Raw genomic sequence first — 21,038 nt, forward strand, 5'->3', positions numbered from 1 at the left:
GACCATACCCAGGCTTGGGGGGCGATATAGTAAACCACTGGTACGTGGGGAAAGCGAGCCTTGAGATAAGCTCCGAGGCTGAGATTGGGCCCCATGTAATCGATGAGGATGACTAAATCCGGTGGGTTTTCGTGTAAAGACTTGCGGATACGGCGCTGAAGCTGCCATGCCGGTAGAACAAAGGGCAGAGATTCGAGCAACCCCACCGAACCGATATCGCTGGTATTTCCCAGTAAGTCTGCTCCCGCTGCCGCCATTCGATCGCCTCCCACCGCCGAGATGGTCAGCGAAATTCCCAAGTCTCGAGCGCGCGATCGCAACGCTTTAACAAGTAATGCCCCTTGCAGATCTCCGGAGACTTCACCGGTACTGATAAAAATTTTTTTTGCCATTAATTCTAATAGACATCTGCGGAAAAAGGGGAACCTGGAACAGAGGTCGGACTTACGCAATGGCAACCGGCCCGGTTCCCCCTCCCAAACATCGTATATGGCGGCTGTGCGTAAGTCCTCAGAGCACAATAATTAATGATTTCGGTACGATCGTTAATTTTATGTTTCATTTCTACCGGAAGTCGATTACTGATTACTCGTGACTTGCTGTCTCCTCGCTCGGAGCATCCTTCAAAATTCTTGCCAATTCTTCAACCCGAATCGGTTTACTGATAAAGTCATTCATTCCGGCGGCCTGACAAGCTTCGCGAGCGTCTTGCATGGCATTAGCCGTCATCGCCACGATGCGGGGGATGGGAAATTTCCACCTCGTTGCTTTAATTTGACGAGTTGCCATCAACCCGTCCATTTTCGGCATTTGGAGATCCATTAAAATCAGATCGTAAGGCTTGCGATGCAAAGCCTCTAGCACTTCCAATCCGTTGTTTGCGATATCGGCTTCATATCCCATGCGTTTGAGCAGGTGCAATCCAACTTTCTGATTGACCCGATTATCTTCTGCAAGCAGGATACGCAGGGGCCGACTTTTAGCGATCGCAGCATCAAAAAAACTCGTTTTAGATAGTTTAGACGTCGAGTCTATGTTTCCGGCGAGAATGCGATCGAAAATGCGGTAGAGTTGAGCGTGTTCGATCGGCTTGGTCAAACAAGCTTTCACATAAGGCTCGACTTTTTTACATTGGCTTGCCGAATCGTACCGAGACACGAACATGATGACGGACGACCTCTGCAAACTGGGTTGTTTCTTTAGGGCAATAGCCAGAGTCAAACCATCCATTTCAGGCATCTGCATATCGATGGCGATCGCATCGAATGGCTCGGCGAGAGCGAGCAAACTCAGGGCTTCGGGTCCCGATGCCACGGCCTGGGTGACAATACCCCAAATCTGAAGTTGTTCGGTTAAAATTTGACGCTGGGTCGCATTATCGTCCACGACCAGTACCCGCTTGTTAGCAAACTGAGGTTGACGAATCTGAAGATTGGGCTGCGAGCGATCTTCAGCCGTCGTCGCCAGAATGGTGAAGTAGAATGTAGACCCCCAATTCACCTTACTTTCCACCCAAATTTTGCCACCCATCATCTCGCATAATTGCCGACAAATCACCAATCCGAGTCCCGTACCTCCGTAACGGCGCGTTGTAGACGCATCAACCTGGCTGAAGCGTTGGAACAAGCGATCGAAACACTCAGACGGAATACCGATGCCCGTATCTCGCACGGCAAACCGGACTTCGTAGGTATCGCTGTCTGGGGAATCAATCGAAACTGCATCGACCCGCGAAGCGTCCACAGATACCACAACTTCCCCAACATCCGTAAACTTAATGGCATTGGCGAGTAAATTAATCAGAATTTGACGCAAGCGAATGCGATCGCTGCGAATGCAAACTGGTGTTCCCCGATCGAACGAGCAAGCTAACTCCACTCCTTTATTCGCTGCTTTGGGTGCGAGCAAATCGAGGCATTCCTCCAAGCAAGTTCGTAGATTGAAAGGACGTTCTTCAAGTTCGAGTTGACCCGATTCAATTTTTGAGAGGTCGAGAATATCGTTAATCACGCTCAATAGCGCTTCTCCGCTATTGCGAATTGTTTCGACGTAGTCTTGCTGTTGGGCATCCAATGGAGTGGTCGCCAGCAATTCGGTCATCCCCAGCGTTGCATTGAGGGGAGTGCGAATCTCATGACTCATGGTGGCCAAGAATTCGCTTTTGGCTTGATTGGCGGCTTCTGCAGCTTGCTTGGCCAAACGCAGTGCCGCATTTTGCGCTTCCAACTGCTGTTGCATTCTCCGAACGCTCAATTGGGTCTCGATCCGGGCGAGAACTTCTTCGAGTTGAAAGGGTTTGGTAATATAATCGACCGCTCCCACCTGAAAGGCTTTCACCTTATCTAGGGTATCGTCGAGAGCACTCAAAAAAATGACCGGAATATCGGTGGTAGCGGCGTCGGCTTTCAATCGCCGGCAGACCTCGTATCCATCCATCTTCGGCATTTTAATATCGAGCAAAATCAGATTGGGGGGATCGACTTTAGCCGCCGCCAGGGCTTGTTTTCCATTAATGACTCGCCGCACTTCATATCCATATTCGGTCAACATCTCGAACAGAATACGCAAGTTTTGTGGGATATCGTCTACAACGAGCAAATCTCCCTTGGGTGTCGCAGAGCGAGTATCATTCATGGCGCGCAGATTCAGTTAAATCGACGATGCGATCGAAACCCAGAGAATCGACCATTTGAGTTAAAGCTCTCGCAAGTTCCTCCAAGTCCGGGGGAATTTGCTCGATTAGCTCGAACAAGCGTTTTTCTCGAGCGCTCAGGGCTGCCGCTTCAAGTAGGGAAACCCACTCGGCCGTCATCTGACTCATTTGAAGTGCGATCGCGTCGAGAGGCGTTTGGGTCTCGGAAGCGGCACCGGAAGCCGGAACAGACTTTTGATAGACGTAACGCACCTCTAGATGTTCGGCGATTTTGTCTAGAATAACCGACTCTTGAAAGGGTTTGCTGACAAAATCGTTGCACCCGGCTTCGATAAGCAGGGCGCGCTGTTTGTCGAGGACGTTCGCGGTCAGGGCGATAATGACGGTCTGGCGATCGGTTTCGCGAGATCGAATTTGCCGAGTTGCCTCGTAACCATCCATAATAGGCATTCGCATATCCATCCAAATTAGCTCGGGCTGCCAGCTCTCCCAGATCTCGATGGCCTCTTTTCCATTTTCGGCTTCTCGAATCTCAAATCCACGAGACGAAAGCATATTGAGAAGAATTAGGCGGCTTTCCCACTTATCATCGACGATGAGAATGCGAGGAGGCGACCCATCGGGAACTAAGCCGAGCGCTTTCCCTCGAAGCTGTTGGGTTGGAATTTCTGCCGTTTGGGCGAGCTTCACCGGCAGCTCGAATTCAAATATCGTACCTCGACCGACAACGCTCTTGACGGTAATTTTACCACCCATCAGTCTGACGAATTTTTGGCTGATGGGCAATCCCAAGCCCGTTCCTTCCTGTGATTTTCGGCCGGTTTCCGTTTGGACGAACGCCTTGAATAGATTCTCGAATTCCTCGGGGGCCACACCCAATCCGGTGTCTTCCACCTCGAAGCGGATGATGGATACCTCAGATCTGGGAAGATCCTCGGGTGAGTTTTTCGGGAGCGATGGACGATGGGTTGCTTTTACCCGCAGGCTGACTCGACCCACTTGGGTAAATTTAATTCCATTTCCCAGCAGGTTGATAAGCACCTGACGCAGTTTGCTCTCATCCGCTCGCACGGACTCGGGAACCTTATCGTCGATCTCGAAAATAAGTTGTAGGCCTTTAGACTCAGCTTTCAGTTGCAGCATTTCTTCGAGACTGTTGAGGAAGCGATGAAGATTGAAACTATCCTCATTCAGAACAACTCGACCGGCCTCGATTTTAGACATTTCTAGCACGTCGTTGAGTAGGGCGAGTAAATGTTCGCCGCTGCGACCGATAATGCTCAGATAAGCTTGATGTCCCTGATGCAAAGACGAATCGCGAGCGAGCAGTTGAGTGAAACCCAAAATGGCATTGAGCGGCGTGCGCAGTTCGTGAGAGACGTTGGCGAGAAAGTCACTTTTGGCTCGGTTGGCTGAATCGGCGCGTTCTTTAGCTTCTTGGAGCTGAGCGAGTAGTTGAGATTGTTGCACGGCTACACCCAACTGGTTGCCCACCTGAGCGAGCAAGCCGATTTCTCGTTGTTCCCAGTGACGGGGACCCGTATTCTGATATGCCGCCAGTAGACCCCACAGGGTTTCGCCCACGAAAACCGGAGCGATCGCGTAGGCTCGAATTTGAAAAGTTTCTAAGATTTTAAGGTGACATTCCGAGTGACCGACCTCGTAGATGTCATCGACGCAAAAGTGCTCGCGATCGCGGTAGCGACCGCCTCGGGTCTCCTGTAGGTAAGTATCTCGCCAGACGGTTTTGATGTTCGCTTGAACCAGTGGTATCCAGTCGTCTGTGACAGACTCGAAGACAAACTCTCCGTTCCAATCGGGAAAGAAACGATACACCGCCACCCGATCGCAATTGAGGATTTGTCGAACTTCGTCGGTCGTGGTTTTGAAAATAGTATCGATATCGAGGGATCTGCGAATTTTCTCGATCGTCTCGGCTAAGGCCCGTTCTCGTTCGGCTTCGCGAGCTAAATCTTCCGCTCGTTTTTCCAGTTGTGCCGTGAGAGCTGTTTGTAGTTGGGCTTTGTCTTGTTGTGTCTGGGCAAGGAGTTGAGCTTGTTGGATGGCGACCCCGAGTTGGGCGCTAATTTGAACCAGGAAGTTAATTTCTGTTTCTTCCCACTGTCGAAAACCGGAGTTTTGATAAGTGGCAAGTAATCCCCACAAGCTTTTGCCTTTACAGATGGCGACGATCGCATAGGCTCGGGCTTGGTATTTTTCGAGGGCTTCGATGTAGCAGTCGGAAAATTCGCTCGCGTAAATATCGTTGCAAATCCGAAACACTTCACCTCGCAGAAAGTTTTCGCCTTCTGTTTCCTGTAAGTAGGTATCCGTGACTTGGGCGCGGGCAAAGTTTTTGATACTGCATTGGGAGATATTCTCGCCAATCTCTCGATACTCGTGCTGTTTTGGCACTAAGAGCTGCCAACCCGCGCCGACAGATTCAACGAGAAACTGACCGCTCCAGTCGGGATTGAAACGATAAATGGCTACGCGATCGGCTTTCACCAGTTGCCGGACTTCTTCGGTAGTGGTGCGGAAAATGGTACTCAGATCCAGAGAGCTACGGATTTTGTAGATAATCGCGGCGATCGCTTTCTCTCGTTTTACCGCTTGGGTGACAGCTTGGGCGAGACAATCGGATTGCTGTTGGAGTTGAGCGACAAATTCGGCTTGTTGCAGGGCAACGCCTAAATGAATCGCGATTTGGCTGACAAATTCAATTTCGTTATCGAGCCACTGGCGAGGTTTGGAGCATTGGTGAATGCAAAGCAAGCCCCAAAGATCTTTACCTTTCAATAGAGGTACGACTAAGTTTGCCCGCACCTCGAAGCGATCGAGAAGTTCGAGATGGCAAGCGCGCAATCCGTGGGTGTAGATATCCGAGCAAGCCCAAATTCGACCCTTTTGGTAATGGACGGCCTGTTTTTCACCAAAACAGCGATCGCGAACGGGACTTGCGAGTGCCGACGTGTAAGGAGAAACAACATCCTCGGACACCAATTGACCGCTGCTAAAATCCGAACCGGCATCGAAGCGATACATCCCGACGCGATCGGCATTGAGTAACTGCCGGACTTCCGTGGCGGTGGATTTGAGGATACTCTCCAAATCCAGAGATTCCCGAATTTTGGTGACGACTGCAAGCAACATCTTTTGCCAATCGACTTGAAAGATCTCAGATGGGATATCGGACGAACGTCGATAGATCGAGTCTCTCAAATTGGCTCGCTTTTCTTGGGGTTGCGAGTGGGTTTCTCGGTCTGGGTTATGGGAGCGATCGGACATGACTTAAAAGGGAGAGACGCTCAGCGAACTTAGCAGGCTTTGCTCAATATAACTAAGTTTCAATCGCTCGGACTTCTGTAATTTCTCGAGTAAATTCATCGAACCTTTTAGGGGAGAGTCAACGGACAACAGACGGGGTGATGAGTCGTTATGCACTGCATTCCCGATAAAATTGGGAATTCATAACTGCGATCGGTGAATTCTCCACATCCTTCTATTTCTAATATCATTGAGGGTTCGCGCTCGCGAACCCTCAATTCACAACTCTCTCCTCTGGCTCCTCACAGGCTCCAATGCTAACCCAGCTACTCGAACCATCTCCCCAATGTTCTTTTTTCCAAATCGGAGCGTTGTGCTTGAGGGTATCGATGGCGTAGCGGCAGGCTTCGAAGGCTTCGCTGCGGTGGGGGCAGCCAATGGCGACCAGCACGCTAATTTCCCCAATTTTCAAGCGTCCCGTGCGATGGTGGATGGCTACCCGCCTCACCTCGGGCCACCGATGGCGAATCTCAACAGCAATTTGTTGGAAGACCCGTACGACCATGGGTTCGTAAGCTTGGTACTCTAAAAATGCAACAGCTCTCCCGTCGGTACTATTGCGAACCATACCGCTCATCAATACGATCGCCCCATTCCCCGGATCGTCGGCTAAGGTATAGGTCTCCTCTAACGAAAGCGGCGCAAAGGAGATTTTCAAGCTGTCGTTGGTGTGGGGTTGGCTCCCAAGTCCAGAGATGGCAAGTGTATTTTTTTCAGACATCAAGAGAAGGTGGGATGGCTTTTTCGGTGGGCAATCGAGTGCAGGGCAAAGCAAATTCCTGAAATCTCACAGGGTGGATTTTACTTTGACTGACTCAGATAGACTCATCCGGGCGATCGCTCGAATGAGTCTATCTCTTATATTATGGGTTCGTTTTTGAGAATGGGCGATCGTGACGAGCCAAGTCAAACCCATGAAACCGCAAATACTTCAACGGTAAGTGACGAACGATGAATTCTTACTCAAAAAAATACCCCACCGAATGAGATGGGGAAGTCACAGGCTTATGTCGATACTTTTAGAATACAGCCCGCACCCAATCGAGCAATTCACCCGATCGGGTGAATTTTACCGTCACCCGATTAGGCGATCGCTATTCTCCAATCTCCATACCGATCCGGGGAGTACTTATAGCATCCACCCGAATCTAAAAAACATTCACTTGAAAGAGCCTCCCTTTTCCCCACACCCTACACTCGAACTTGATATAATCTCATCCGTACAAGCCCCGCAATTTTGCATGACCACAGATTCTTCGGCTTCTAGCGAATCGACAGCTCCCAAAGAGCCGTCTCTAGAAGCACGATCCCCAGAAGAGCAAACCCCCGACCCACCCGAGGTCAAAACCCTCGATCGCCACCTGCAAGTCCGATTCAAGAGCGATGGGGAACGCTTGCTGCTGCTGCTACCGCCAGAAACGGCAAAACAAGACTCGGCTGGGGGACTGACGTGGACGGAGCTTTCGCAACAGCTTCAACACCGTCTCAATGGGGGCGATCGCTTCTGGCAACCTAACACGACCGTTCATTTGATGGCCGTCGATCGCTTGCTCGACCAACGTCAACTCCAGGAAATTGCGGAAATTCTCAATCGGGAGCAACTCCAGCTCGATCGCGTCACCACCTGTCGCCGGCAAACGGCCGTGGCGGCGGTAACGGCGGGTTATTCCGTGGAACAGCAATCCCGTCAAGAAACTCTCCAGCAAGCAGTCCAAAATCAGGCACAAGCCCTCACCGAACCTCTATATTTGCAAACGACGGTGCGATCGGGCGTAGAAATTCGCCACCCCGGTACGATCGCGATCGTCGGTGATGTCAATCCCGGTGGGTCGGTGATTGCCGATGGGGATATTCTCGTGTGGGGTCGCCTGCGCGGTCTGGCCCATGCGGGAGCCGCCGGCAACTCTGGGTGTATGATTATGGCATTACAAATGGAGCCGACCCAGCTTCGGATTGCCCAAGCTGTGGCTCGCGCTCCGGCCAACCCACCGAGCCAGTATTACCCAGAAGTGGCCTACGAGACACCCCAAGGAATTCGTATTACCCGAGCGAGCGATTTCTCTAAAACTCAGATGCTCCTCGGATCGAAGCGGGCAGGACACAATTTATAGCCGAGTTCCGCTCGGAAATCGGCATCATTACAATACTTAAGTTCAAACATCTCAAATCATGAGTCGAGTTATTGTCATTGCATCGGGTAAAGGAGGCGTGGGCAAAACCACGACCACGGCGAATCTTGGTATGGCACTGGCAAAGCGGGGTCGCAAGGTGGTGGTGGTCGATGCCGATTTCGGACTGCGGAATCTGGATTTATTACTCGGTTTGGAAGGCCGCATCGTGTATACCGCCGTTGAGGTGCTTGCGGGAGAATGTCGCCTGGAACAGGCTTTGGTGCGAGACAAACGTCAAAATAATTTAGCCTTGCTGCCGGCGGCTCAAAATCGGATGAAAGATGCCGTCACGCCAGACCAAATGAAGCAACTCATCGGCGCTTTGACCGGAAAATTTCACTATATTCTCGTAGACTGTCCGGCGGGAATCGAACATGGCTTCCAAAATGCGATCGCGGCGGCAAAAGAAGCGATTATTGTCACCACTCCTGAAATTGCGGCGGTCCGGGATGCCGACCGGGTGGTGGGTTTGCTCGAAGCCAACGGGGTGAGGCGAATTCGTTTGATTGTCAATCGCCTCAAACCGGCGATGGTGGCGGCCAACGAGATGATGTCTGTGGAGGACGTGCGGGAACTGCTGGCAGTGTCCTTGATTGGGGTGGTTCCCGATGACGAACAGGCGATCGTTTCTACCAATCGAGGAAAACCCTTGGTGCTAGCAGAAGAACTTTCTCCGGCGGGTCGGGCATTTGATAATATCACCCGTCGTCTCGAAGGTGAAAAGATTCCGTTTATCGATTGGTCTGCACCGCCCGATAACTTCTTTACCCGCCTGCGGAAAATTTTGACTTCTAAAATTATCTAACACAACGACCTATAGCAATGGGCGATCGGGCGATAAAAAGTGTACGTGACGAAGAATGGCAAAGCCGCGTGAGTAACAAGCTCGATCGTTCCCCATTCCCTGTATGCAACGCCATCACTTTGCCAATGCCTTCCCTTTGCGATCTCGATGAAGACCTATGTACACCTTGACCCAACTTCTAGAACGACTTTTCGGGCGATCGAATGCACCAGACGATAGCCGCAGTGAAGTCAAACGCCGCTTGCAATTCGTCATCGCTCACGATCGTGCGGATTTGAATCCGGCGACCATTGAGTCGATGCAGCAAGAAATTTTGGAGGTGGTGTCGCGCTATGTGGAACTGGATTCGGAGGGATTGATTTTTTCTTTAGACAGCAGTCAGCGCGTCACGTCGCTTACGGCAAATCTGCCCATTCGTCGGGTAAAAAATGCTCCGTCGGATGAGTCGAGTCTCGAATCGGATCTCGAATCGCTTTCGATACCGGATGTGGAGATTTCGGAGATCGAAATTTCGGAAGTTGAAGGGTCAGAATCTGAGATTTCGGAAGCTGAAGTCGCCGATGTCGATCGACCTGACGTTGAAATTTCGGAAGTTAAAGTATCAGAGTCTGAGATTTCGGAGGTGGAGATTTCCGATGTCGATCGACCTGACGTTGAAATTTTGGAGGTTGAAGGAGAAGCGGGTGAGGTAGAAGTAGGGGAAGAAGAACCACCCGAAACCAATGAGGCGATCCCTCCCGATGCCGATCGCGCGAAGGAATAATTATCGGAATGACCCGTATCTAAGGATCGAGGATTGAATAAGATCTCCGATTGAATGAGTCGGCTGATTCCCCGATATCTTCCCTCTCACCGAAGAGTTGGGTAAACTCGATGGCAATTCCTGACTCAAGCCGATATTACTTCCGCTCGATCGGCCAAAATGGCAAAATTTGCTGCGTCGCACTCAACTCGATCCCGGAAATATCCGATTGCGCGAAGGCATATTCTTTTGCCTGCCATAGGGGAATAAATGGCACATCTTCGGCAACAATGTCTTGAAGTTCGGCGAAAATTTCCGCTCTTTCTTGGGGGTTACGGGTAACTCGCTGCTGTTCGATCAGTTCGTTGGCGCGATCGTTGTAATAAAATGAGCCGTGATACTGGCTTTCTCCGGCGGTACATCCGGCTTCTGGGGTTCCCTCTTCGCAGTCGATAAACGGCTTGATGTAGTTATCTGCATCGAAAAAGTCGGCGTACCAACTCAACATAAACATCGGATACACGCCACGATCGAGAAACCCGTAGGCGGTTGTGGCTTCCACCGCACGGGGTTCGATCGTCATGATTCCATCCAAATCTCGATCGATCGCCGCTTTGAGTACCGTCACCCCCAAGCGTCCCGAGGCGGAGTCCGAGGAGTACCAAATTTCTACCGTCAACGGATTCTCGGGAGAATATCCAGCTTGACGCAGTAGTTCTTTAGCTTTGTCTGAATTGCCATCGCCGTAGCGGGTTTGGAATGCGGGTTTGTAAGTCTCAAAGGTGGTGGGAAGCAAACTGTAGAGGGGTTCGGCTTCTCCATAAAAGACCCGTTCGTCGAGAAGCTGACGATCGATTGCCGTGGCGATTGCCTGTCGAACTTCAAGGCGATCGAGGGGGGGTTGTCGTACGTTCACCACCAGGTAGGTAATCACCGGACTCTCGGTTTGAAAAACCTGCAATCCTTCCTCCGATGCCAGTTCTTCGAGGCTGTGGATTTGGTCGGTATCGAGGGATTGGTACGCCACATCCACGGCTTGGGTGCGGAAGGCGTTGTACAGATTAGCTTTGCTAGAAAATCGCTGCAAATCGATCCCGGAGTTGGCTGGAGGCGTTCCCCAGTAACCATCGAAGGGTTGGAGGCGAATCAAATCCGTTCCGTATTCGGCAATTTGGTACGGGCCCGTACCGACGAAGGTTTTGGGCTTAAATTTCCCTTCGCCTATTTTGTAAGCTTGGGGTGATACGGCGCACAGTCCGGGAAAGGTGAGTAAGGCGGTAAAAGGGGCAAAGGGTTGTTGGAGTTGGATGGTTAACTCATATTGTCCGGTGGCGGCAACAGACTCAACGAGACTCGATAGTAGGAAGGAAGGACGACCTTTATTTTCGATGAACCGTCGCAGGGAAAAAGCCATCGCCTCGGCATCGAAGGGCGTGCCATCTTGAAAGGTCACATCTTGGCGCAGGGGAATGGTATAAGTTAACCCATCGGCACTAATTTGGGGTAAGGCCGTGGCCAGTTGAGGCTCAATTTGGGTGGTTCCGGCTTGGTAACGATAGAGACGATCGCCCAAATTGTAGATCGCGATCGTCGAAGAAAGTTCGTAGGCATCAGCCGGATCGAGGGTTTTGACTTCGGCGGTGGTGCCAATGCGAATGCGATCGCCATCGATGGGAACGGAGGGAGAACTGCTACAACCCACTAGGAGGAGGCAACAGCACAGCCAACTCACCCATCGACGAATAGCCGATTCCGATCGAATCCAATTGTCTGGCTCGAATATCCCGCGAACACTTGATGAAAACCTGATTCGGGCGATCGGCATTCTCTTTAAACTAAGCGAAAAATGAATGGATAGCGATAGGTTGTGGCTGGATTTGCCAAGACCCGAACGATGGCGATTATGGGCATAATCCAACTAACGAGGAATAGAATTCCGAGCAGAATAAACCCAATTCCAACGAGACAGAGAATTCCAAAAATAACGCCGTAAATCCAAAGATTAATATGGAAATTTAATGACTCTTTAGCATTGTCTTTCACAACCGGATCGTCGGAAATAAATAAAATCCCGATGGGGATACCGATGGCAAGTACGGCGGCACTAATGAAGATCGAGCCGTGGCACAATGCGCTGAGAAGTTTTCGTTTATCTTCGTCGTACATTTTTTCTGAATCAAAGATATTTACGATCGAGACTGAGGAGTTGAAGACAATTCAAGATGCGATCGGGACAAGTCGATACGGATTTGGAAACCTCGGTACATACCGTTTTTTTATCCGATTGCAGTATTTGATGATTTAATAGCTACAGACTTTTTTTATTTACTTACATCCTTATTTATTATACCCTAAAATTATATATTTAGTTTGAAAGTTTAATTAGGAAAACTCAAGCTAAATTCTATTTTTAATCAGAAATAACATCGATTAAATTGTGAATTTTTTAACTTCCTGTCTAGGTCGATCGATATGGTTTTGCGCCATCTCTTCTAATGTTTCCGTCATCATGCAGCGGCGTTCCGAACAATAGGTCATCAGATTAACCCCATTCATCATCCTCACCGTACTCACCCGGACGCGAAAATCATCGGTAACAAACCAACAACGTTCCTGACCTTGATTGCGTTCGTATTCCGTTTCGATGGTCAGTACCCCATCCGGGGCAAAATGGTAGCGACAAACCACCGGAATCCCTTCGACATAACCTCGATTGCGCAAAAACTTTCCACGGGATGGATTGTCGGGATCGGGAACATCCACCAGGATTGCAGCATAATTTGGGTTGGGTTCGAGGTCGTCGAGGTTCGCCAACCAGGAAAAACTAGCAGCCCCCGCCACGTCCGAGACCTTGACTTTTTGCGTTTCGCAGACTTCCTGAATTCTCGGATCGCCCGATTCTAAAACGCGAATCATCAAGTTAGAATCTCCCGACTCATCGGCCACGGCATCAAAGTGATGAACGGTACGCTCGGAAAACCAAATTCCTTCACTTTTTCTAAAGAAATCGAGCATGGTCATTGGGGGAACTAGATGCATCGACCGATGTACCTCATTTTTTGATTAAGAATCATAAACAAAAAGGAAATTGAACCCAACCCAACCCATAGGATAAATTGAAGTGAGTCCATTCTATTCTATTGAATATACAAGCATATTGACATCAACTTCAATGGTTAGTAGCGATCGCCCTTCAGTGTCTCAACCCTCTACCGCCAAAGATATTTTACAAGCGATCGAACGTGGTATCCGAGCCGTTGAGTTTGACTTACAAGGTATCAATTGGAATCAGTTAGATTTATCGGGAATTTCCCTCGCCGGAGCTAATCTAAGCGGTGCGTGCCTTAGCGGTGCGAACCTTAGCGGTGCGGATTTACGCAATACAATTTTGAGTAATGCCCAGCTCGATGGGACTTCCTTACAAGGTGCCTATTTAAATCGATCGGTTTTATACGGCTGCAATCTCACCCACGCCAACCTGGACGGTGCGAAATTGCAAGTGGCGCGCTACGATCGCCATACGGTTTGGCCCGATGGATATGCCTACAAAAAATCCGGCGCAGTGGGGCCCGGTGCGAATTTGAGCGGTGCGTACTTGAATACCGCCTATCTGCGAGATGCAGACTTACGGGAGGCGAATCTTCGCGGTGCGTACCTCAGCGGTGCGGATCTCACCCGAGCCAATTTAGAAGGTGCGGCATTGAGTGGTGCCAACCTGCAATATGCATTTCTGACCGGGGCAAATCTGCGCGATACCCGACTCAACGGCGCAGAGTTGCAGTTTGCCGATTTGCGGGCAACGGATCTAACGGGGGCAAATCTCGAACACTTACAAAGTATTGCCGGAGCTGATTTTACCTTAGCTCGCGGGTTGGGCGATACAACCCTCTCGATATTGCGGTCGCACCCAAGACAAGACCTCGAAACTTGGAATCCCTTCACCCGTACCAATACTTTAGTCAGTCTGGCCAAACTATCCGATCGATAAATGGGTCGGCGAGTCGGTTCCTACGGGCGGTCCTCCATAAGAAGTTGATAGATAATAATTTGCCAATCCTCAAAGACTTCAGTGCGGTGGGGATAGCCTTGAAGTGCCCTCAGGGAAACATCGATGGGTTCGTTTCCCTCACGAGTTTCGATCGCCCAAGCGTAGTATTTGCGATCGAGGACGGCTTGCAGCGGTTCGCGGGGAAAGTTCGGATCGATCGAAGCCATTTGCGGTTTGCGATGGGTGCGGTGGAGCGATCGTTCTCGCGTATCGAACGGAAAATAATCGAGATCGAGATCCTCTAAGCTTTGGTCGGACAGAACAGCAGCCCGCCAACGCATGGCCAGCAAGCGATATTGGTCGCTGGTAAAACCGACGAGCAATCCTGGGCGATGGAGATCGACATTTTGCAGAGCAAAGTCCTGCATTTGGGTATAGATAGGTAATCCTTCAAAGGTGGCGATGAGTTCGTCGTGCAGTCGTAATGATGGTTTGATGGCACTGATGACGAGCAACGTCCAAAGCAGGACGATCGCCCGAACCACCACTCGATCGCCCCTGCTATGGCGCAACAACCGCAGTACTTCCACCAGTCCGAGTCCTGCCAGCATCCACATTCCCGGTACGACGACAAACAGGTGTCGGAGGGAATTGGTGGTGGAAATTGTCAGAATCCCCGTCGCTGCCAATGCCGACCAAGCGGCCACTCGGACGCAAAGGTAATGCCAGTAGCCAACTGCACCGACGATCGCGAGAATTAGGGCAAAGAATCCGACGATCGCATGACTCGAATAATCACTCAGCCAGACTTTCGGGTAGAACAGCAGGTTTTCCATCGACCAAAAGGAGGCGTAGCTGGGATGACCGGTGAAAAATCGCCATATCGTCGGTCGATGGGCGATCGACAACCACAGTCCTAAAATCGTGGCGTAGATAATTAGGACGATCGTCAGATCGCGCCGGGTTTGCCCGTGGAATAGGGAAGCCGGTTTCCGCACGATCGCTTGTGGAAAGGCTTCCCCGAGTAATGCCGCTATCAGTCCGCACCCGAAAAACAACCCGAATGAATATTTCGTGAGGAAAATTGCCATCACCGCGATCGCGCTAGCGGCTACCCATCCAGAACGCCAGCGATGGCATCGATCGACACCATGGGCGATGGCGATGAGTAAAATACCCAGCATCGCCCCGGTCATTTCCAACATACAGATAACGGAGTTGAGAATGAAGGTGAGGCTACAAATGGCAAGGGTGACACTGAACGTCGCACCCGCGATGGGAAGCCAGCGATCGGTTTTTGATTCTGAGTAAGATATCCCAAAGACCAACCCAGCCATTCCCAAGACGGCGATCGCACCGATGAAAACCGTCGGCATTCGGCTGGTAGCAATTCCCGGTTCTCCCAACCCATAGGACATCGCCACAAAAACCGAGTGGATGGGGGGATAGAAAGATCGAGAGACGATCGCCCGATACAAGTCTGGGAGATTGAGATGGACGATCGCCCGGTATACCTGCCATCCATCAACGGCGTGGTTGGCTTCGTCGTTGTCAAAAGGGATCGAAGTGGTGGCAACGGTGTAAACGAGAAAGACCAGCAGCACCAACGCCATTGTCGCGATCGCCAAACTCACAAACGTGACGGCAATCCGAGTGGGTGAGGTCGATCTGTTTGGGAGTTGAGGATTCAAGAATTGATATCGCGCCGCGCGCTAGGAACTAGAGTTTAGGAACTAGAGTTAAAGTATTGCCGTCCCAACGAGCATCGAGACCGTTTGAATTTGTCGTTCCAGGGCAACGAGGCGATCGCGATTCCAGGCATCCAGAGGCATAATCGATACCGTTTGGGGTAAATTGAGCAATAAGTTTCTTCGAGTTTAACAACTCATTTCAGGAGAAATTCGGACAAAGAAGTCCTCGAAACCCGATCGCCGTGTGATGCGCGACGACGGATTTTTAAATGGGGGAAATGCCGGGGCGATCGCGATCTAATACATCCTACAATCCAACTGCCCCTACTCCGTGCCAAACGTGCGATCGCCCGCATCTCCCAACCCCGGAACGATAAATCCGCGATCGTCGAGGTGTTCGTCAATTCCGGCTGCGTAAATTGCCAACCCTTCGTAAGCCGAACCCAGCTTTTGCAATGCCGGAGGTGCGGCAATAACCGAGATAATCCGCACCAAACTCGGATCGGCACCGCGATCGACTAATTCTTTCATCACCGCCATTATCGTCCCCCCCGTCGCCAGCATCGGTTCGCTAATCAGGATATGGGTCTGCGGCTCAAATTTTTCTGGGAGTTTGTTCAGGTAGCAACTCGCTTCGAGGGTTTCTTCGTTGCGAACCATCCCTAAATGGTAAATACTCGCCGATGGCAATACCTCAAGCATCCCGTCGAGGGTGGCCAATCCCGCTCGCAAAATCGGAACCACGGCGATCGGAACTTGATGGTTTATCATCGTTGCCGGACTCGGCCCGAGGGGGGTTTGTACCATCACCTCTCCCGTCGGTAGCCACTCGCGAATTGCCTCGTAGGTCAGCCAGCGTCCGAGTTCCTTCATCGCCGCGCGAAAGAGTACTGAAGGCGTGGCAGCATCGCGGGCCAGTGCCAGCCAATTTTTCACCAGCGGGTGAGGAGGAACGTAAATTCGCAGTTGTTGAGCCATATTTTACCGAGATTCGGAATATCTTCGAGATGCTGCGTGTATTTTACACCCACCGGATATAGCGCGATGGGAAAATATTAGGAATCGGTGTATAGAAGCTGGGAAAATTGGAGATGCGCGATCGCGCGTCTTTTTTATTTTTTTAATTTGTCTTTGTCCGAACGAATAGAACTCAAATATCTAAAGCCGATCGTCGACTCGGATAGCTGAATGCTGACGATTCAATTAAAATTCCACGCCGAAATCGCCAAACATCCCCACCCCACCAAAAATGCTACACCACCCAGCGGTGTAATCGCTCCAAGCCATTTAACTCCTGTTAAACTCAGGGCGTATAAACTCCCCGAAAACAAAACAACTCCGACAATAAAAGAAATTCCCGAAGCAACCAGAGTTGTGGGAATAAATTCTAAACGAGTTAACAATAATGCCACGAGTAAAAGTGCCAGAGCATGGTACATTTGATATTTAGCACCCGTTTCAAAAATCTCCAACGATCGAGCGCTAATTTGTTCTTTCAGGGCATGGGAGGCAAACGCACCACATCCAACTGAAAGTGCGCCGAGAATCGCCGCGATCGCAATAAAAATTTTAGTCATATTTATCGTTATTAAAAATGATGTTGAGTTTAATCTTCCCAATCTGATAGCTGTTTGGGAATATCGAATAGATAAAGGATTTTTCCTCGATCGTTTACCTCAAATTCTGCATCGAATTCTTGGGCGCGAAACTCCAAATATTCTTTGGCTTCCGAACCCGGAAGTTGCGCTTTCATCGCAAATTGTAAAGGAGTAACGGCACCATTATTTTCCTTCAGCAGTTGGAAAAATGTCGCAGCAAGACGATCGACTCTGGCTTGTGCTTGTGCAACTCGTTCGACGCGGCTTTGCTCCCACAGTCCCCACAGTAGCCACCCTGCCGTTGTCGTCGGGGGTAATCCGACAAAGGTTAAAATGACCAGCGATAGTTCTCGAACCCCGGCACTGGGATCGGCCAGGTGAGTGCCAGACAGCAAAACGATCGGGAATCCGATGGCGAGGAGAAGTCCGGCAGCCGCTTTGCGAGCGGTTTTAAAATGGGTGATAGAAGTCATCGTAGGCGCGTAAATACTCTAAGACGATCCTAAAAGATTCATTCCCTCAGTTTACAAGTGAAATTGGTAGGTAATCTCCCCTTGTTCTCCCACTTCAAATGTGGCATTGAATTCTACGGCTTTGCGATCGAGATATACTCGCGCCTCCTCACCGGAGATTTGAGCTTCTTTTGCCAAGCGTAAGATAGTCATTTGACCGCCATTATCTTCAAGTATCCGAAAGAAAACCGATTGGAGGAGATCTCCTTCTGCCTTGAATTGAGCGTTCAATTTCTGTTGATGTTCTTTGTGCAATCCCCAAACTAACCAGCTTCCCAACGCTGTTGGTGGCAACGTCAAAATGGCTAATGCCGCGATCGCATCTTCCCGATCTTCTGATGTTGAATTGGGATTGACAATTTCTGCAATCGCCCAAACGGAGAGCGGAACTCCGAAAATGAGGAGAAATGTTGCCGCTACTTTTTTGAATAACTTGAGTGTTCCAGTCATGAAACTATCGATTTTTAGATATTAGGTTGAATTTGGAAGCAACCCCATTTGAGAAGCCCGATTTCGCCGGGTGATGGGTAAGCTAATTCCATTTTATTCACCGATATCGATAAGTCGCGGCGAACTGACTCAGACATTGCCAGTTTTTCATATTTATTAATCTAAAAACTGGCAATGTCTGCTCTCTCGAGAGCGAAAATTAATTTTTACCGAACGGCTTCGAGCAAGCGAGAGTAGTAAAAACTCGTACTCGTCATGCCATCGCGAGCGATCGAGAACCCATTTTTTTCTAAAATAGCGATGACATCTGCTTCCCGATGTTGGTAAGCCCGAGTAGCCTTACTCGGGCCGGGGAAAAAGTCGCCAATTTTCTTGAGAACCGTCAGCGCTAGGGTTTTCGGGGCAAAACTCAGAATCAAGCGCGATTCGGCCAAAGATGCCAGATGAGAAATCATTTCCGGCATCTTATCCTCGGGATAGTGAATCAGCACATCCAGGCAAGTCACAGTATGGTAGCGACCGCCTAGAGACTCCAGATCCTGGGCGGTAAAAGAAGCACTCCCATTAGCCCCCAAGACCTCTTGCGCGCGTCGATAGGCCTCTCCCACCATCTTCTCGGAAATATCGCTGCCGTAAACCGTTGCCCCCATCTGAGCCAGCGGAATGCTCAAACTCCCGACGCCGCAACCCGCATCGCAAATTGACAATCCGGCGAGATTGCCGTCGGCTTTTAGCCAATCGATGACCGTTTCGATGGTCTGTTGGTGTCCCTTACGGATATCGAGTTGGACTTTGTTAACATCGCCATCGCCGTAGATGCGCCGCCAGCGATCGAACCCCGTGGCGTTGAAATAGTTTTTGACAATGGTCTTCTCGTCTGCTGCGTTCATGAAATTGGATCTTTTTATAGCGCTGTGGCAGCCTTAAACTACCACGAACTCGGCTTGGTCATTGCGGTAATGCCAAGAAATTGTAACAAGTGCTAATATCTGAAACAAGCTTCTGCTGGTATCGTCTCGATTACCAATCTAATCTCTTCTCTCGCTGCGAAATCGTCTGAGATCGCCAGAGAATCAAAATGAGTCCATTCATCGAAATGACCGAAGTGGTAATCGATGAACGTGACTCAAGTTTCAGGGTCTATAAAGAACAAGAACGCATCGCCAACTTAAGCTCCCATGACTTGTGCGAGTTTTCGTGGCATGATATCAGGTTCGCCACCAAAGTTGCACGAACTATGCTGGATTTATATCTAAGACCGACGCTCGCTCGATTGTTAAGTCGCGAAAGATATCGCGATATCTTTCGTATTTGAATAGATATCTGGAGAATACCCATAATCCAAGCTTAGCTCTATCTGAATTAGGTTATAGATGTCTTCAGATGTTCAAATGCTCGAAATGTAGATCGTCGATCGCCCATCGAAGCCCAACATTTTCAGAATTAGATGACTGAAAAATGTTGGCTTGATGCAATACTAGCTTCTTCTTCACTAGCTTCTTATTCGTTTTCAACACAGTCAGATTTAAATATTCAACCCAATATCCAATACTTAATCCGTCAAAGGCTTATTGCCAATGTTGATGAAATTTAATGTCCGGGACATTGTCGAAGAAACGGGTGTATTCGATCGCTCGAGATCGTTACCCATCGTTGTGATTTTAGGGGTAGCCACAATCTTGCGTTTGTATCAACTGGGGACTGAAAGTCTCTGGATTGACGAAATGCTCAGCATTCTGGGTGCCGATAATCCCCCAGCCGTGCGCCCCTTGTACTATATTTTCCTGCGCGTCTGGATGCTGCTCGGTCAGAGCGATGCTTGGTTGCGCGGTCTTTCGGTTCTCTTTGGCGTAGGCTGCGTTTTCCTCACCTACGAACTCGCACGTCAAGCTGTCGGAGAGTTAACCGGACTGGTGTCTGCTGCGATCTTGGCACTCTCACCAGTCTTTATCCACCACTCGCAAGAAGTGCGGATGTACACCCTGATTCCCTTCCTCAGCCTGTTGGGAACCTTGGCGTTGAGCCGCACGTTCGAGCATCCGAACCACGCATCCCTAAGCGTTTGGATCGTCGCGCGTATTGCCTTGCTATTAAGCAATGCCAATAACGTGCTCATCCTCTTCCCCGATATGCTGTTGGGGGCTTGGCGATTTCGCCAGAAAAAACATTGGTTGTTTTCCTTTGGGACGGGACTGGTCACCATCGGTCTGTCTTTTCTACCGGTTTTTTGCATTCTCAGCTTTGGGGGTGCATCCCAACAGTTTATGGAAACTCAGGTGAGCGATTATGCCAAACCCGGCATTCTTCAGATCGCTGGGATGCTCTTGCAGTACGTAGTATACTGGCCCCTGCGATTTTTGCTCCAATCCAACCAAATTGTCCTCAATAACAGTGAATTGGGAGATGCCAGTTTGTTGAGTCGCGTCCTTCAACCCAACGCATTTCCCCTATTTTTCTACGGCGCGTTTCTTATGGTTTTGGCGGGTTTGTTGTGTCTGGCGCTGGTGGCCGTACGGACGGACTCGCGATCGAGCCGCTTGCTCGATATTGCCGTCTGGGGAATTTTACCGGCTGCGGCAATGCTCGCAATTTCTTATCTCAAAAAACCCCTTTGGTTCCCTCGCTACCTGATGTTCGCCGGACCTTACATTTTGATTTTAATTGCGGCGGGATTAACGGTCGTCTGGCACTGGCGCAAAGTCGCCGCGATCGCCATCGGGGTGTTCTACGCCATCGCCGTGGGAGGTGGATTGTTCGACTACTATACCCATCTCTATCGCGATGACTGGCAAGGTGTGGCTCGCACCATCGCCGAGAACGAACAAGCCGGAGAGATCGTGATTTTCCACTCGATCTCCAAGTTTGCCGACCTATCCCTACCTCGCTACTATCGCGGCTCTCTACCGATCTATCACCTCGATAAACCCGCCACGTCCGAACCTCTAACTCAATCTTTTATTGAGGAAGATCTCGGCGAGATCGTACCCGCTCGCTCTGGTGGCTGGGTGGTATGTTGGCTCGCTTGTCGTGAGGAAGGGGATGTCGATCTCATTTTCAAAACAACCTTCGGTTCGGAGTTTGAAGTGCGAGAACCTGAAACG

At 50.1% G+C, this 21,038-nt stretch carries 18 protein-coding genes and 1 pseudogene; 5 read left to right on the forward strand and 14 right to left on the reverse strand.

Annotated elements, in window-relative coordinates; all coding sequences use genetic code 11:
- The 4 genes and pseudogenes from IQ235_RS01770 to IQ235_RS01785 all read right to left on the reverse strand — a co-directional run.
- Window positions 1-392: pseudogene (locus IQ235_RS01770) on the reverse strand (lipid-A-disaccharide synthase); the annotation flags it as partial.
- 193 nt (window positions 393-585) lie between these two features.
- Complete coding sequence (locus IQ235_RS01775) at window positions 586-2,634, reverse strand: response regulator (RefSeq protein ID WP_264319783.1); 2,049 nt, start codon at window positions 2,632-2,634, stop codon at window positions 586-588.
- The gene (locus IQ235_RS01780) at window positions 2,627-5,941 is read right to left on the reverse strand and encodes a GAF domain-containing protein (protein ID WP_264319784.1); all 3,315 of its coding nucleotides are present in this window, start codon (window positions 5,939-5,941) and stop codon (window positions 2,627-2,629) included. The genes IQ235_RS01775 and IQ235_RS01780 overlap by 8 nt, the downstream gene beginning before the upstream one ends.
- A gap of 253 nt (window positions 5,942-6,194) precedes the next feature.
- Window positions 6,195-6,701 carry a molybdenum cofactor biosynthesis protein MoaE gene (locus IQ235_RS01785; protein ID WP_264319785.1) on the reverse strand — a complete coding sequence of 169 codons (507 nt, stop codon included), beginning with the start codon at window positions 6,699-6,701 and terminating at the stop codon, window positions 6,195-6,197.
- 520 nt (window positions 6,702-7,221) lie between these two features.
- Here IQ235_RS01785 and minC point away from each other — a divergent pair.
- The 3 genes from minC to minE all read left to right on the forward strand — a co-directional run bounded on the left by minC (window position 7,222) and on the right by minE (window position 9,719).
- Window positions 7,222-8,091 carry a septum site-determining protein MinC gene (gene minC / locus IQ235_RS01790; protein ID WP_264319786.1) on the forward strand — a complete coding sequence of 290 codons (870 nt, stop codon included), beginning with the start codon at window positions 7,222-7,224 and terminating at the stop codon, window positions 8,089-8,091.
- A 58-nt stretch (window positions 8,092-8,149) separates the two neighbouring features.
- Window positions 8,150-8,956, forward strand: a complete 807-nt coding sequence (minD, locus tag IQ235_RS01795; RefSeq protein WP_264319787.1) for a septum site-determining protein MinD — start codon at window positions 8,150-8,152, stop codon at window positions 8,954-8,956.
- A gap of 157 nt (window positions 8,957-9,113) precedes the next feature.
- Window positions 9,114-9,719, forward strand: a complete 606-nt coding sequence (minE, locus tag IQ235_RS01800) for a cell division topological specificity factor MinE (RefSeq protein WP_264319788.1) — start codon at window positions 9,114-9,116, stop codon at window positions 9,717-9,719.
- 136 nt (window positions 9,720-9,855) lie between these two features.
- Here minE and IQ235_RS01805 read toward each other — a convergent pair whose 3' ends face one another.
- The 3 genes from IQ235_RS01805 to IQ235_RS01815 form a co-directional block, all read right to left on the reverse strand.
- Complete coding sequence (locus IQ235_RS01805; RefSeq protein ID WP_264319789.1) at window positions 9,856-11,430, reverse strand: ABC transporter substrate-binding protein; 1,575 nt, start codon at window positions 11,428-11,430, stop codon at window positions 9,856-9,858.
- 98 nt (window positions 11,431-11,528) lie between these two features.
- Complete coding sequence (locus IQ235_RS01810; RefSeq protein ID WP_264319790.1) at window positions 11,529-11,864, reverse strand: DUF4870 domain-containing protein; 336 nt, start codon at window positions 11,862-11,864, stop codon at window positions 11,529-11,531.
- Window positions 11,865-12,128: 264 nt separating this feature from the next.
- Window positions 12,129-12,737, reverse strand: a complete 609-nt coding sequence (locus tag IQ235_RS01815; RefSeq protein ID WP_264319791.1) for a phycobiliprotein lyase — start codon at window positions 12,735-12,737, stop codon at window positions 12,129-12,131.
- Window positions 12,738-12,855: 118 nt separating this feature from the next.
- Here IQ235_RS01815 and IQ235_RS01820 point away from each other — a divergent pair, with 118 nt between their 5' ends.
- Entirely contained in the window at window positions 12,856-13,686 is an 831-nt protein-coding gene (locus IQ235_RS01820) for a pentapeptide repeat-containing protein (protein WP_264319792.1), read from the forward strand.
- Window positions 13,687-13,706: 20 nt separating this feature from the next.
- On the opposite strand, the gene IQ235_RS01825 is transcribed toward IQ235_RS01820, so the two are convergent.
- The 7 genes from IQ235_RS01825 to bchM form a co-directional block, all read right to left on the reverse strand.
- Window positions 13,707-15,377, reverse strand: a complete 1,671-nt coding sequence (locus tag IQ235_RS01825; protein ID WP_264319793.1) for an ArnT family glycosyltransferase — start codon at window positions 15,375-15,377, stop codon at window positions 13,707-13,709.
- Between the two features lie 48 nt (window positions 15,378-15,425).
- Window positions 15,426-15,548, reverse strand: a complete 123-nt coding sequence (locus IQ235_RS01830) for a hypothetical protein (protein WP_264319794.1) — start codon at window positions 15,546-15,548, stop codon at window positions 15,426-15,428.
- Window positions 15,549-15,701: 153 nt separating this feature from the next.
- Window positions 15,702-16,355 carry a uracil phosphoribosyltransferase gene (gene upp / locus IQ235_RS01835; RefSeq protein WP_264319795.1) on the reverse strand — a complete coding sequence of 218 codons (654 nt, stop codon included), beginning with the start codon at window positions 16,353-16,355 and terminating at the stop codon, window positions 15,702-15,704.
- Window positions 16,356-16,576: 221 nt separating this feature from the next.
- Window positions 16,577-16,954, reverse strand: coding sequence for a DUF423 domain-containing protein (locus IQ235_RS01840; RefSeq protein WP_264319796.1), 378 nt, complete (start codon window positions 16,952-16,954; stop codon window positions 16,577-16,579).
- Between the two features lie 29 nt (window positions 16,955-16,983).
- On the reverse strand, window positions 16,984-17,448 hold the full coding sequence (locus IQ235_RS01845; protein ID WP_264319797.1) for a hypothetical protein: 465 nt from the start codon (window positions 17,446-17,448) through the stop codon (window positions 16,984-16,986).
- A 51-nt stretch (window positions 17,449-17,499) separates the two neighbouring features.
- Window positions 17,500-17,937, reverse strand: a complete 438-nt coding sequence (locus IQ235_RS01850) for a hypothetical protein (RefSeq protein ID WP_264319798.1) — start codon at window positions 17,935-17,937, stop codon at window positions 17,500-17,502.
- A gap of 206 nt (window positions 17,938-18,143) precedes the next feature.
- Entirely contained in the window at window positions 18,144-18,827 is a 684-nt protein-coding gene (bchM, locus tag IQ235_RS01855) for a magnesium protoporphyrin IX methyltransferase (protein ID WP_264319799.1), read from the reverse strand.
- Window positions 18,828-19,514: 687 nt separating this feature from the next.
- Here bchM and IQ235_RS01860 point away from each other — a divergent pair.
- On the forward strand, window positions 19,515-21,038 hold a 1,524-nt coding region (locus IQ235_RS01860), incomplete at its 3' end, for a glycosyltransferase family 39 protein (protein WP_264319800.1).

Source organism: Zarconia navalis LEGE 11467 (genome assembly GCF_015207075.1).
In the GTDB taxonomy this organism is placed as follows: Bacteria; Cyanobacteriota; Cyanobacteriia; order Cyanobacteriales; family Geitlerinemataceae; genus Zarconia; species Zarconia navalis.

Bases quoted from the DNA above. Each gene is read 5' to 3' on its own strand.
- IQ235_RS01850 (WP_264319798.1), bottom strand. From the start codon at position 17,937: ATGACTGGAACACTCAAGTTATTCAAAAAAGTAGCGGCAACATTTCTC.
- bchM (WP_264319799.1), bottom strand. From the start codon at position 18,827: ATGAACGCAGCAGACGAGAAGACCATTGTCAAAAACTATTTCAACGCC.
- IQ235_RS01845 (WP_264319797.1), bottom strand. From the start codon at position 17,448: ATGACTTCTATCACCCATTTTAAAACCGCTCGCAAAGCGGCTGCCGGA.
- IQ235_RS01775 (WP_264319783.1), bottom strand. From the start codon at position 2,634: ATGAATGATACTCGCTCTGCGACACCCAAGGGAGATTTGCTCGTTGTA.
- IQ235_RS01780 (WP_264319784.1), bottom strand. From the start codon at position 5,941: ATGTCCGATCGCTCCCATAACCCAGACCGAGAAACCCACTCGCAACCC.
- minD (WP_264319787.1), top strand. From the start codon at position 8,150: ATGAGTCGAGTTATTGTCATTGCATCGGGTAAAGGAGGCGTGGGCAAA.
- minE (WP_264319788.1), top strand. From the start codon at position 9,114: ATGTACACCTTGACCCAACTTCTAGAACGACTTTTCGGGCGATCGAAT.
- IQ235_RS01815 (WP_264319791.1), bottom strand. From the start codon at position 12,737: ATGCATCTAGTTCCCCCAATGACCATGCTCGATTTCTTTAGAAAAAGT.
- minC (WP_264319786.1), top strand. From the start codon at position 7,222: ATGACCACAGATTCTTCGGCTTCTAGCGAATCGACAGCTCCCAAAGAG.
- upp (WP_264319795.1), bottom strand. From the start codon at position 16,355: ATGGCTCAACAACTGCGAATTTACGTTCCTCCTCACCCGCTGGTGAAA.
- IQ235_RS01840 (WP_264319796.1), bottom strand. From the start codon at position 16,954: ATGACTAAAATTTTTATTGCGATCGCGGCGATTCTCGGCGCACTTTCA.
- IQ235_RS01785 (WP_264319785.1), bottom strand. From the start codon at position 6,701: ATGTCTGAAAAAAATACACTTGCCATCTCTGGACTTGGGAGCCAACCC.
- IQ235_RS01810 (WP_264319790.1), bottom strand. From the start codon at position 11,864: ATGTACGACGAAGATAAACGAAAACTTCTCAGCGCATTGTGCCACGGC.